The sequence below is a fragment of the Candidimonas sp. SYP-B2681 genome, assembly GCF_003971065.1.
Taxonomy (GTDB): Bacteria; Pseudomonadota; Gammaproteobacteria; order Burkholderiales; family Burkholderiaceae_B; genus Pollutimonas.
The window spans coordinates 1-11,868 of record NZ_RYDV01000009.1; the positions used below are offsets into that span (position 1 = coordinate 1).

Annotated in this window: 13 protein-coding genes; 4 read left to right on the plus strand and 9 right to left on the minus strand. The window is 55.4% G+C overall.

Going from position 1 to position 11,868, the window contains the following annotated elements; all coding sequences use genetic code 11:
• Nucleotides 1–1,116: 1,116 nt before the first annotated feature.
• Both thiE and EKL30_RS16720 read right to left on the minus strand, forming a co-directional pair.
• The gene (gene thiE / locus EKL30_RS16715; protein WP_199748601.1) at nt 1,117–1,764 is read right to left on the minus strand and encodes a thiamine phosphate synthase; all 648 of its coding nucleotides are present in this window, start codon (nt 1,762–1,764) and stop codon (nt 1,117–1,119) included.
• Nucleotides 1,764–2,579, minus strand: a complete 816-nt coding sequence (locus tag EKL30_RS16720; protein ID WP_233583214.1) for a bifunctional hydroxymethylpyrimidine kinase/phosphomethylpyrimidine kinase — start codon at nt 2,577–2,579, stop codon at nt 1,764–1,766. The genes thiE and EKL30_RS16720 overlap by 1 nt, the downstream gene beginning before the upstream one ends.
• Before the next feature lie 128 nt (nt 2,580–2,707).
• Here EKL30_RS16720 and EKL30_RS16725 point away from each other — a divergent pair, with 128 nt between their 5' ends.
• From EKL30_RS16725 to EKL30_RS16740, 4 genes are read left to right on the plus strand one after another with little or no spacing between them, the layout of a single operon-like run.
• Nucleotides 2,708–2,872, plus strand: coding sequence for a rubredoxin (locus tag EKL30_RS16725; protein WP_073102607.1), 165 nt, complete (start codon nt 2,708–2,710; stop codon nt 2,870–2,872).
• Between the two features lie 44 nt (nt 2,873–2,916).
• Nucleotides 2,917–3,510, plus strand: a complete 594-nt coding sequence (locus tag EKL30_RS16730) for a YqgE/AlgH family protein (protein ID WP_126708391.1) — start codon at nt 2,917–2,919, stop codon at nt 3,508–3,510.
• Entirely contained in the window at nt 3,503–3,907 is a 405-nt protein-coding gene (gene ruvX, locus EKL30_RS16735) for a Holliday junction resolvase RuvX (protein WP_126708392.1), read from the plus strand. Before EKL30_RS16730 ends, ruvX begins: the two co-directional genes overlap by 8 nt.
• A gap of 28 nt (nt 3,908–3,935) precedes the next feature.
• Entirely contained in the window at nt 3,936–4,694 is a 759-nt protein-coding gene (locus EKL30_RS16740) for a 1-acyl-sn-glycerol-3-phosphate acyltransferase (protein ID WP_126708393.1), read from the plus strand.
• A 50-nt stretch (nt 4,695–4,744) separates the two neighbouring features.
• Here the strand turns inward: EKL30_RS16740 and EKL30_RS16745 are convergent, their stop codons facing one another.
• The 7 genes from EKL30_RS16745 to EKL30_RS16775 form a co-directional block, all read right to left on the minus strand.
• A complete protein-coding gene (locus EKL30_RS16745; RefSeq protein WP_126708394.1) occupies nt 4,745–5,581 on the minus strand; it encodes a symmetrical bis(5'-nucleosyl)-tetraphosphatase in 837 nt (278 codons plus the stop codon).
• On the minus strand, nt 5,578–6,756 hold the full coding sequence (lptG, locus tag EKL30_RS16750) for an LPS export ABC transporter permease LptG (protein WP_126708395.1): 1,179 nt from the start codon (nt 6,754–6,756) through the stop codon (nt 5,578–5,580). Before lptG ends, EKL30_RS16745 begins: the two co-directional genes overlap by 4 nt.
• A gap of 77 nt (nt 6,757–6,833) precedes the next feature.
• Nucleotides 6,834–7,592 (minus strand): monofunctional biosynthetic peptidoglycan transglycosylase, encoded by a 759-nt coding sequence (gene mtgA / locus EKL30_RS16755; RefSeq protein ID WP_370246283.1) that lies wholly within the window; start codon nt 7,590–7,592, stop codon nt 6,834–6,836.
• Nucleotides 7,561–8,412, minus strand: coding sequence for a shikimate dehydrogenase (gene aroE, locus EKL30_RS16760; protein WP_126708396.1), 852 nt, complete (start codon nt 8,410–8,412; stop codon nt 7,561–7,563). The genes mtgA and aroE overlap by 32 nt, the downstream gene beginning before the upstream one ends.
• The gene (locus EKL30_RS16765) at nt 8,409–9,290 is read right to left on the minus strand and encodes an energy transducer TonB (protein WP_126708397.1); all 882 of its coding nucleotides are present in this window, start codon (nt 9,288–9,290) and stop codon (nt 8,409–8,411) included. The genes aroE and EKL30_RS16765 overlap by 4 nt, the downstream gene beginning before the upstream one ends.
• Before the next feature lie 24 nt (nt 9,291–9,314).
• On the minus strand, nt 9,315–11,201 hold the full coding sequence (locus tag EKL30_RS16770) for a ribonuclease catalytic domain-containing protein (protein ID WP_126708398.1): 1,887 nt from the start codon (nt 11,199–11,201) through the stop codon (nt 9,315–9,317).
• A 58-nt stretch (nt 11,202–11,259) separates the two neighbouring features.
• Nucleotides 11,260–11,859: a YqiA/YcfP family alpha/beta fold hydrolase gene (locus EKL30_RS16775; protein ID WP_126708399.1), complete on the minus strand. Its 600-nt coding sequence runs from the start codon at nt 11,857–11,859 to the stop codon at nt 11,260–11,262.
• Nucleotides 11,860–11,868: the final 9 nt, after the last annotated feature.

Consider the following 11,868-nt stretch of genomic DNA (forward strand, 5'->3'; position numbering starts at 1 on the left):
ATCCTATACGAGGATCGATTCACGCAAGGCTATGGCCAGCTAGACTCTCAGTTGTACGGAAAACAGGCGGATCAATGATTTATCAAAACCGCCCAAACACAAAAATTCTGACACTCCCGCGTGACCGGTTCGGCGCCCTGCGCGCCGAACATCGCATCGCCTTGCTCGTCCGCCCGTTCGGGCTCCCTTCGCGTACGGCTTGCTCGGCCCCGTAAGGCCCATCCCCCGGCACCAGTACCCCCGAGACTGGATATTGATCCAATGCCTCGGTCGATGCCAGGGTTTGTGTGCTTGGCCTCCTTGCCTCCCATTAGGGAAGAGAGAAGGGGTTAACACGCTCGCTGAAAGTGGCCCGCCTGCCGGGCCACTTTGAGCATCGGAGCTGGTACGGCGGCGGGCGTTAAATGCTCATAGTTGTTTGTGTTAATTGACGTACGCGTATTCCGGTTTATGCGTTGCGTCCCTCAATATGTTCGCTCAGGAAGGAATCGTGAAGATGTTCGGAATGATTCGGCGTTTCGTACATTTTCACGATTCCTTCCGATCCTTGCCGGTTTCTTATAGAGAGGAAATCACGTAAGGCAGAACAAGCGTTGTTAATCCAAAAGTGAGCTACGGAAACTACGCACACCCTCTAGAGATTCAGGAGAGCGGTTGAACGGGGCGAACGAAACGCCTTACAGTCAGCACACTGGGGCTCTTGTGCAAGCTTCAATAAAAATCCGCTCGACGCCAAATAGACCAAGCGTTGTTAACCCGGGAACGAGCATCAAAAACCCCACACCCGCTTAATAAATCAGCCTGAATGTCTGAAAGGCGGTCCGCAGGGGAGCGCTTTTCAGACGGCGCTGTAATTGCTCCCGACCCGCCGAAAGATTTCATAAAAACCCCAAGCACGCTGAATGTCCCTACGGACTGGCGTATTGATATTCTGCAGTGGGGAGGGGCTTGTGGGCCGGGTGGAGGGACCTTCGGGGCCGAGCAAGCCGTACGCGAAGGGAGCCCGAACGGGCGGACGAGCGAGGCGATGCGGTGTTCGGCGCGCTGGGCGCCGAACCGGTCACGGGGACCGGAACCTGGCCCACAAGCCCCTCACCAGTGTACAAAACAAAATCCCTAATAAAACAACTCAGAACATCTTTCTGCCACACCCCGGATGTCGTCGCTTTCGAACAAGCCGCTGATCAGCGCAATGCTGTCGGCTCCTGCGTGTACTACCGGGCCGGCGTTGTCGGCGGTGATGCCGCCGATTGCGACAACGGCCGGACGTGGGCGTACCAAGCTGCTTTCCACCAGCATGCGACCTTGTTCGATGTCTTCCAGCGTCGCCTGGACAGCGTCAGGTTTCACGCTAGACGGATACATTGCACCAAACGCCACGTAATCCACGTCCGCTTTAAGTGCCATGGCAGCCAGTGCCGGCTGGTTGTAGCACGAGCACCCTATGATTTTGCCTGAACCCAGTGCCAGACGCGCGTCGCCTATGCTGCCGTCGTCACGGCCCAGGTGCACACCATCGGCGTCAACCATGGCAGCTAATCGCCAGTCGTCGTTCACCATGAACAGCACGCCGAGTTCCTTGCAACGTTCACCTACCTGGCGGACCTGGGCCAACCCCTCTTCAGGCGTTGCCGTCTTGCGGCGCCATTGCAGTGCTACCATTCCGCCGCTTGCGGCGGCGCTGATAGCGTCTAAAAGACGGTCGGTGTCGGACCACTCGGGTGTAACGCCGTAGAGCCCGCGAGGGAATCGTAATCCGGAAATCATGGTGTGGACCTGTTGATCAGTCGATTGCCCATGCCAGGTTGGAACGAGCGGGCCCCTGAGGCGTTGACGATAGCCAGTGCCGACTCGACCGCTTGCTGAACATCTTGCCCGCGGGCAAGTTGCGCTGTAATGGCACAGGCCAATGGCCCATCGGCGTCGCTCAGGCGCGCGGCCGGCGCCTGCCATACCCAACTGGCGGTTTGGTTCTGTTGCCCTTGCAGCATATAGCTGCCATGTCCTGGACGCAACGGTGCACCGCTGGTAAGAATCCATTTGGCGCCAGACTGCAGTAACGCCTCGGCGGGAGTGGCCGCCTCGTAGTCGCTAAATGCCCCCTGGGAGTGCCATTGTTCAAGCAGATGATGATCAGCCACTACAATGTCGGTTTGCGGCAACAATAATTCGAAGAGGGCCATCTGGACGTCTTCGATGTCGATGTCGGCGATAAGCGATTCATCGGGCAGGCGTCCTAGTTGCAGAACCAGCGGTACATGGCTGTAATCGGCCGCTATTTGAGCGAGCACACTGATCGATTCCGTTGTATAAAGTGGGCCGACCTTGATAGCCTGCACGCTCATATCCTCGAGCAGGCAGCGAGCCTGGTCGTCGATGAGTTCTGGCGCTATGGGCTGAATATCTTCGGTGCGTGCAGTATCTTGTACCAGGATGGCGGTTAACGTACTAAGCGCATGGCACCCCATGGCAGCGCAAGTAACCGCATCGGCCGGAAGACTACTCGCGCCACTTGGATCGAAAGGGCCGAAAATAAGCACTAATGGTGGAATTGATGCTTGCACAGCGTCGATTATCACAAAAGATTTGCAACACCCGGCGCGAATGCACGGGACGTTGCTATTGGGTTTAGTAACATTAGCCCCATTCTAATAGAAGCATCCAGAATCTGTTGGTTTTGGGTCAAATTTTCAGTGAGTAAGAAAAAATGCGTACGTGGATGTGTTTGATTTGCGGTTGGATATATGATGAAGAGGCAGGACTGCCCGAAGAAGGTATCGCTCCTGGCACGCTCTGGGAAGATGTTCCTCCTAATTGGGTTTGTCCGGAATGCGGGGCGCGGAAAGAAGATTTTGAATTGATTGAGGTTTAAGCTTCTCAAGTGCGTGGTTTGCACTTGGGCCAGGAGGGCGAGTCATGGTTTCAACAATCAATCGGTCCGATGCCGAATCAAGCGTCGACTTGTCCCAACAGTTATTAGTGGCCATGCCCGGAAAAGTATCTGGAAATTTGGCCAATACGGTTATCTACGTATGCGAACACACTGAACACGGCGCGCTTGGATTGGTTATCAATCGGCCCACCGACCTGACGGTGGGCGATCTTCTGAAGCGCATTGATCTTGATCTGGCGCTCGAGATCGGGCCCGTTCAAAACAAGCCGGTGTTCTTCGGTGGCCCAGTGCAAACCGACCGTGGCTTTGTGCTTCATGCGCCTGTGGGGGGCTACAGTTCCAGCATCCGGCTTGGCGACGTAGCCTTGACGACGTCGCGGGATGTCTTGCAAGACGTTGCGCAAGGGCGCGGGCCTGCCATGCTACTGATTACATTGGGTTATGCAGGTTGGGGAGCGGGGCAGCTGGAAAGTGAAATGTCGCAGAACGCATGGCTTAATGTAGCCGCCAATACCGACATCCTTTTCAATATACCGTCCGAGGAACGCTACGGGGCCGCTTTGGCTCAATTGGGAATCGATCCCCTTATGCTCGCTGGCGACGCTGGCCATGCCTGAGGAAACCCTACTGGCATTCGACTATGGAACAAAAAAAATTGGGGTCGCCATCGGCAATACCCTGACGCGGGTGGCCAGGCCGCTTGATATCGTAATGTCGACGACTCGCGAGCAGCGCTTCGCAGCTATCGCCGAATTGCTCGAAACCTGGCAACCGGAACGGGTAATAGTGGGTCTGCCGTTAGCCACCGGCGGCGAGGAACAGTACTCCAGCCTGCGATGCCGCCGGTTTGCCCACCAGTTGCATGGGCGCTTTGGGTTACTCGTGGAGCTTGTCGATGAACGAGGGTCCAGTATGGAAGCGCAGGAGCTGTTGGGTACGAATGCCCCTGACGATGCCGTCGCAGCCGCTGTGATTTTGCAACGTTATCTCGATGCACTGGCCCCTTCCGCGTAAATTCCCCTGCCTTCACCGAGAGAATGATTTGAGCTTGTTGTTATTTATGTTGCGAGCAATCTTTGTCGTCGCCTGGATTGTGCTCAGCTTGTGCCTGGTTTTATTTATCTTTCCTTTTCTTTCGTTGTCGGCTCGTTCGGCTTGCAATCAATGCTGGTCGCGTGCGCTGATGTATGTATGCGGCGTCAAGATTCGGGTTTTTGGCGAACCAAAGCGGCAGGGTGCCGCACTATGGGTTGCTAACCATGTTTCCTGGATTGATATTTTTGTGTTGAATATGGTCCGCCCGACCGTATTTATCGCTAAAAGCGAAATTCGGCGCTGGCCCGTCATCGGTTGGCTGGTCGCCGGGTCCGGGACCCTGTTTATTGAGCGAGGTCATCGGCACGCCGTGCGTGCAGTAGGACATCAGATGAGGTCGCGTTTTGATCAGGGCGAGGTTATAGGCTTGTTCCCTGAGGGCACCACGTCGCCGGGGCTAGACGTGGCACATTTTCATTCCAGTCTCTTCGATGCTGCAATTCGGGCGCAGGTGGATATCCAGCCAGTCGCGCTTCGATTTTTGCTGCATGGCAAGCGCAGCGATCATGTAGCCTTTGTAGGCGATCAAAACCTTGTGCAGAATCTATGGCGTTTGCTGGCCACTACCGGCGTGGTCGTCGAGCTTGAATTTTTGCCCGTAATGGCCAGCGAATACTGCGAGGAGCAGGGTCGTGGCAAGGTCGCGGAGCACGCCTATCATGTGATCCGTAACGCTGTCCTGCCTAAGGAGGACTTAAGGCCTTGAGATTTTACTGGAAAACGCTGCCTTAGGGTGCCGATGGATCTCTGGGGTGTTCAGGGCTGATGAGGGGTTCTGTATTGATGGCAAGCGATTTGAACCAACTTATGGTCCTGCAGGCGCATGGCGGTCAGCTGCCGCCCCCAAATGCAACCTGAGTCCAGGCAGATGACGTCAGGTCGTATCATCAGGCCGAGCGTAGACCAATGACCAAATACGATGGTTTCATTCTTGATGGCCCGGTTCGGGACGTCGAACCACGGCATGATGCGGCCATTATTGATAGGCGCATCTTTGTGGGAAAACTCCATGTGCCCGTGGCTATCACACATCCGCATGCGGGTCAGTGCGTTAATGATGACTCGCAGCCTTTTGCTTCCTTCGTATTCGTCTTTCCAGTGCACCGGTTCATTGCCGTACATTTTGCTCAGCAGTATCTTCCAGTCTGGCCCACGCAAGGCGGTTTCCACTTCCGACGCCAGTTTCAGGGTCTTTTCGACGTTCCACTTGGGTAGTACACCAGCATGAACCAGTAGGTGGTTGTGTTCGTAATGGGCCAAGGGGCAGTGTCGTAGCCAATCCAGCATCTCCTGCGCATCAGGGGCGTTCAGTATGTCGTCCAGGGTATCGGATTTTGACTGTTTCCGAACGCCCGCCGCGACGGCAAGCAGATTGAGATCGTGGTTGCCCAATACCGAAATTGCCCTGTCCCCCAAGGCCATCACCGTTTTAAGTGTCGCTAAAGAATCCGGGCCCCGATTAACGAGGTCGCCGGCAAACCAGAACTGCGCATCGGGGTCGCTGCTGATTTCAGGATGAGTAAGTAATTCGTGAAGGGGTTGATAGCAGCCCTGTAGGTCGCCGATCATCCAGATTCCCGGTTGTGAGTTCATGCCGCCGATTTGCTCCATGGCCAGCGCGTTTGATTGAAACGACGGACGTTATGCTGATTCTCCATTAGGATCAGCGACCCAAGCGCGAGTGCCAGCGCGCCAAGATTTGGTATCAATGCGGTCACCCATGGCGCCCATTTGCTGAGCATGCCTACATTAAGCGCCAACTGATTCAGCATGAAAAAGCCTACACCAAGCAATATACCGATAAATACTTTGCTCCCGACGCCGCCGCGGCGCGTTTGCATAAAACCGATAGGGGCGGCGATCGTGATCATTACAAGAAGGGTGAATGGATAGGCCATCTTCCGCCACAGTGCCACCACCTGACGTTCGGTTTGAAGCTTATTGCTTTTTAGATAGTCGATATAGTCTAAAAGATCGATGATAGACATGCGTTCCGGGGTAAGGATGCGGGCAATCAGTCTTTCAGGGGTGAGCGATGTTTTAACAACACGGCTTGGCAGCGTTTTGATATAGGTTAGTGGCGCATCGGGCTTTTTTGCGTCGGCAAGGGCAGACACCGAGGTGGCATCGATTTGCGTTTCAGTCAATTGCCGCAACACCAAGGTCCCATTGGTGAAGTGGCCATGTTCGGCGTAGGAAAAGGCCGCCAGTTTCTGCCCTTTACGGAACTCGTAGAGCGTCACGCCCGAGACATCGCCGTTGGTTTTCAAAGTGGAAATATTGATGATGCGCTTGCCCTGATTGGCATCGGTCTCTTTGAACCAATAGCCGCTGTTCAGGCGGCTTCCATCGGACTTCCCGAGCAAGGTCATGCTTGCTTCGCTGGTTTTGATCTCAGCAGCGGGTGTAATGACTTCCGATAACAAAAATGCCCCTATGACCAGCGGTATCGTGACGATCCAGAGCATGATCAGTAGTTTCATACCACTGACACCCGAAACCCGAAGAATTACGAGTTCATTGCGCTGCGCCAAGCCTGCCAGAGCCAGGATGGCGCCAATTAAAAGACCGATGGGTAACAGGTCGTACAAGCGGGTAGGCAGAGCCAGTGCCTGCATGTAGAACAGGTTAAGCAAGGTGAATTGGGTGCCGACGTTATCCAGCTCTTCGATTAGCGCAAAAAACGTGAACAGGCCGACCAGCGCCATTAAAACTACGGCGCTGGAGCGATAAATTTCGCTGGCAAGATAACGTCTGGCGGTGCGCATGAAAGAGCTTGAGACCTAAAACGAGGAAGTAACGTACGAAGCAGAAGCTTAACATTTGCCGCTGTGGCGCAGTCGCTTTACCCGGGGATTTCTACTAGACGCATGCGTTTTTGTATCGTGGCAGTACGTGAACGCAAATAGGACGTATTGCGATGGGCGTCGTAATAAGCAGGATTAGGCAACATGGCTGCCAGTTGTGCGGCCTGATACGAACTTAAGTTCGAAGCGCTTACCCGATAATAGTGCCGTGCTGCCGCTTCGGCACCGAAAACGTTGCCACCCCACTGCGCGACGTTCAGGTAAAGCTCGAGTATGCGTTCTTTGCTCATAACAAATTCAATCATGTAAGCCAGTATCAACTCTTGCCCTTTCCGCAAATAACTGCGGGAGCCTGACAAGAAAAGATTCTTTGCCAGTTGCTGCGTAATGGTCGAGCCGCCCCGTATTTTGGCTTTGCCCTGCTGGGCCTGAGTCTGGTTGTATTCCCAAGCCTTGCGTATCGCGTCCCACTCGACGCCTTCATGGTCATTGAAATTGGTGTCTTCGGATGCGACCACCGCGCGTTTCAGAGACGTGCTTATATTCTTGTAAGGCACCCATTGGTACTTCAAGGTCGCTTTGGGATCGTCCTGACGAAGTCGGTTCAAGGCGGCGTCCATAAAGGCGCTGCTGCCGGGATCTCGCACGCTGAGCCAAAGCACCATGACGAACAGGACGAATTGATATAACAGTAGCGCAGCGAATGCCAATAACAATGCAACGCTAGCGACTTTAAATTTGTTTAGTTGTTTTGCGGCCATAAGCTCAGGCAGCAAGAAGTTGTTGTCGCAAGGCATGCAGCACTGGTTCGACTTTGGGGCTTACGCCGTGCCAGATGGCAAAGCTTGCGGCGGCCTGTGCCACCAGCATGCCCAGGCCGTCTGCGACGTGATCGGCTTCGTCTTCCAAGGCCTGCTGCATGAACGGCGTAGGACGTGAGGCATAGACCATATCGTAGGCAAGGGCCCCGGGCCTATAAAGGCCAGCGGGCAGTCTGGGCGCCGTATGGGCCAAACTGCTAGAGGTTGCATTGATAACGATGTCCCAGGATCCCTCGACTTCAGCAAGCGAACCTGCAGATAAGCGCGAGGCCGCTTCAGGCATGTTGCCCAGCATATATTGACGCAATTCGTGAGCCCGTTCAGCGCTACGGTTTACGATACGCAATTCTGCACATCCTGCGTCCAGCAGAGGAAACACCACACCGCGGGCGGCGCCGCCCGCGCCCACCAGCAGTATTTTTTTGTTGTACGGCGCACGGGCAAGACGCTCAAGGTCGTTCAACAAGCCTAGTCCGTCGGTATTGCAGCCGTGCAAAACCCCCTGCTCCATCCACAGCGTGTTGACGGCGCCAGCCAGCCTGGCCCGAGTGCTTAAGTGTCCTTGAGCCAATTCAAAGGCTTCCTGTTTGAACGGGACGGTGATATTGAGCCCGCCGCCATCTTCGAAAAATTCACTGACCACGCGCGCGAACTCGTCGAGTGGCGCTTGGATTCTTTCGTAGCGTACGGGCAGCCCGGTTTGTCGCCCGAATTCCTCGTGGATGAATGGCGAGCGGCTATGTTCAATAGGATTGCCGATAACGGCATAGCGTTTAAACGGAACGGCTCGGATCACGGCGTTGTAGTTTCCAATTGCTGGTTCATAAAATTCCAGGTCCGCGTAATCGCAAACACATCAGTGTCTTTCGCTATGGAAGGCGGAAGAGGGGAAAAAGGCGCCGCCAGCTGCACAATGCGCGAGGCGGCCAAATTCAATATGGCGTGATTCGAAGGCCGATCGATTTCGATACGTTCAAGCGCGCCGTCCTTGCGGATATAAACGGTGAGCTGCAGACTGCCATACACTTTGCCGCGGGCTTCCTCGGGATAGTGTTCGGTTCCAATGAGCTCAATCTTCTGGCGCCAGGCTTCGACGTACTCGGCATAGTCCACCGCTTTGGCCGAAGGCCCGGAAAACTGTAGTCGAGGTCGCGCGTTATAGCGCTCGATGCGTTCCTTCAGTGTACTGATTTGCGAATTCAGTACCAGGCTTTCTTGCTCACTGTCGTCATGCCCCGGCTCTTGGGATTCCTCGGCAGTAGTAGCGCTTTCGCGTTGCGGCCTGATCTTTTCCATGGCCAGCAGCTGCGTGTAAAGCCGAAGCTGCTCGGCTTCCAACTCTTCCTGACGTTTTTGCAACGCAGCTAGAACAACTTGATCGGCAGATTCTGCGACGGTTCGCGGCAGCGGCGAGCTGGCTTGCCCCGTCTGGGCCTCTCCGCCCCCATCGGTCGTCTCTTGAGCGAGAATTTTTGGTTTTAACGGCGCGACTTCGCTACGGGCGTTAACCAGCGTGACTTCCAGAGTGCTGGCCAGCGGCTTGGGGGCCGGCGGCGTGGAAAAGTGTACGGCAAGGATAGCCGCGTGTATTCCCAGCGACAATACCATCGCTATGCGCAAATAGTCGTTACGGGGCATACGGACCCGTAGCAGCAGGGCGGAAAGCATAGACATGTCTGGCCCGAATCAAGAAAAGGATCAGGCTATTGCAGTTTCACGCAGCCGGCAATCCAGCTCAAGAGCTAGTTCGTCAAATCCCAGGATATCAAGCGTAATGATTTGGCCGCGCTCGAATTCGGGTAATCCCGGCACGCGAGTCACCAGGGGAGCACAGTCAAGCCGTACCAGGTCATCGCGCAGCACACTGCCTTGAACTGTGCTTAGCTTTTGCTGTTGCAGCCATCTCAGGCACCAATATCTTTCCATCGTCGACTGATAGTCGCTCCATGTTGCATATTGTGCATCGAAGGCGCCGATTATGGCGAACAGATCGGCCTCTTTCGGTTTGAATGGGGCAACCAACCGAGCGGAAACACCATGCTGGACAGTGGCAATCAATTGCCATTGGTTGACCAGGTCGACATAACGCCGCAGCGGCGAGGTGGACCACGCATATTGAGGCACGCCGATCGCTTCATGCGGCAAAGCGTGCGTAGACATGCGTACACGACCAGCCTGTTGAGACCGGTATATTCCAGGCACGCCATGCTGCGCCAATAATCCGCCCCAGACGTTATTGGTCAGTATCATGTACTCGGCCACCAGCCGATCCAGCGGTGCGTTGCGGCGGCGCGGCACCAGTTGTACTGGCGTGTCGGGATCGTCGTGCGGTCCATCCAGAACGAAAGAATAATCGATCCGGTTGTTATTTTCGGGTTTGCCTCGGATCAGGTCGCGTTGGGCCGATAAATGTTGGGCGAAGGTCCATAGTGGCCGCAGCCATTCGCTGTAGGGCAAGTCGGAATGTAGATCGCCCAGTGCTTCTTCAGTAATGATTTCATCCAGGACATCGTGGCGCAGATTCTCGCGTACTTGTACACGCTCCAGACGTGTTTCCGTCGACACCAGTTCGCCAGTCGCGAGATTAGCGGTCACGTACAGCGACAAAGCAGGCCGAGGCATGCCGGCGTCCAGCGAGAACGCGCTAATGAGTTCGCTCGGCAGCATCGGGATCTTCAGACCAGGAATGTAAACCGTCGACATGCGGGACCTGGCCAGTTTATCCAGGTCACCCCCTTGCGTTATGCCCAGCCCCGGAGCGGCGATGTGGATGCCGATTATTACCAGGCCGTCGTCCAGTGGAGTCACCGACAAGGCGTCATCTACTTCTATTGTGTTTGAGTCGTCGACGGAATACGCGATGACCTCAGCGAGCGGAAGTTCGAGGCCTGCTTCGCCGACCTGAACGGGGGGGAACTGGGTTCCCTTTGGAAAGTTCGCTGTCATGAAGCGGTGCTGGTGCACGGCCAGGGCATGGGGCCACGCACCGAGCTTAAGCAGGAGCTTTTCGGGGCTGGTGTGCAGTTGTTCAAGGGCGGCGTCAAAGGCTTTCCACTGCAGCGTATTCTTATCCGGTCGTGTAAGAAAGGAAAGTGCGACTTCGGCGATCGGCTGTGGGAGCTGGCCGGCAACCATTTGATCGGTCCATTCCTGTTGCTGCGCCGCTTGTTTTTGTTTCTTCTCGATTGCGGCGAGCGCGGCCGCCAGGATGTCCGGCGGCGCAGGGCGATAGTGCCCCTTGCCTCGTCTGTGGAAATAGGCTGGCGCGCTGTTCAAGGCAAAAATCAGCCCTGCCTTCTCGACGGCCGTCGGGGGGTGTCCGAAGTAGTCCTGTGCAAATGTGGCAGCGTCGAATTCTTCTTGCGGGGCACATTCCCACAGGAAGTCTATTTCGAGCGTCTTGGCAAGTGCGTGCGCCTGTTCGAGCATGGCTGCCGGTGCGGGTTGCTCGAAGCTGAACAATACGCTGGCATTCTTTATCTTGCTGCGTTTGCCGGACTCCGACTCGACCTGCATGGTGGAGTCGCTTTGCGAAAAGATTCTTTCCGCCTTGAAATTTCCGTTGTCGTCGTAAAGAACGTACATAATTTTCCATCGAGACACGCACTATGGCGCGTCGGATTGTGGGTATAGGGCGTTCAGATCAATTGCATCTGCCGGTGAGGGCGAATGTCAGGACCTCGGGAAGCCATTGCTCGAAATCGGACAGGCCATGGTCACCGCCTTCCAGAATGCGGCCCTGGCTTCCCGCGTACCAGTCGGCCATTTCTTGCCAGTCTAGGACTTCATCGCCCTTGGCCGCCAGCAAATAGTAGCGCTCAGGATGTGCCGGTTTTCCCACGGCCATTTCGGCAAGCTCGTCGACATATTCGGGCAAGAAGGCGAATGAATCGTCTGAATGATACAGCGTGTGCTCGCCGACCTGCGTGGCCAGGTCGCGCGATGCATAGACCACGGGGTTAAGTACCACAGCGCGGCATTTCCAGTATTCGGCCAGGCATGTAGCGTAATAGCCTCCAAGGGACGACCCTATAAGGGTCAAGTCGCGTTCTGGGTCGAGATCCCTGTTTTGCACGGCTTGCTCTATAAGATAAGTAGCCAAGGCGCAGGACCGTTCTGGGCTCGCCGGTAATTGCGGGCATAGCCACTGGTCTTCCAGGCCCTTTTCTCGCATAGCCTGCGCCATAAGGGTGGCCTTTTGCGATTTGGGCGAAGAACGGAAACCGTGCAGATAAAGGATCATGGGTTGCCT

What these genes read in the sequence shown, in the direction of transcription:
- lptG (WP_126708395.1), bottom strand. Translation starts at nt 6,756, where the DNA reads ATGCGCACCGCCAGACGTTATCTTGCCAGCGAAATTTATCGCTCCAGC.
- EKL30_RS16725 (WP_073102607.1), top strand. Translation starts at nt 2,708, where the DNA reads ATGCGTACGTGGATGTGTTTGATTTGCGGTTGGATATATGATGAAGAG.
- EKL30_RS16775 (WP_126708399.1), bottom strand. Translation starts at nt 11,859, where the DNA reads ATGATCCTTTATCTGCACGGTTTCCGTTCTTCGCCCAAATCGCAAAAG.
- ruvX (WP_126708392.1), top strand. Translation starts at nt 3,503, where the DNA reads ATGCCTGAGGAAACCCTACTGGCATTCGACTATGGAACAAAAAAAATT.
- EKL30_RS16745 (WP_126708394.1), bottom strand. Translation starts at nt 5,581, where the DNA reads ATGAACTCACAACCGGGAATCTGGATGATCGGCGACCTACAGGGCTGC.
- EKL30_RS16730 (WP_126708391.1), top strand. Translation starts at nt 2,917, where the DNA reads ATGGTTTCAACAATCAATCGGTCCGATGCCGAATCAAGCGTCGACTTG.
- mtgA (WP_370246283.1), bottom strand. Translation starts at nt 7,592, where the DNA reads ATGCCTTGCGACAACAACTTCTTGCTGCCTGAGCTTATGGCCGCAAAA.
- EKL30_RS16770 (WP_126708398.1), bottom strand. Translation starts at nt 11,201, where the DNA reads ATGTACGTTCTTTACGACGACAACGGAAATTTCAAGGCGGAAAGAATC.
- EKL30_RS16765 (WP_126708397.1), bottom strand. Translation starts at nt 9,290, where the DNA reads ATGTCTATGCTTTCCGCCCTGCTGCTACGGGTCCGTATGCCCCGTAAC.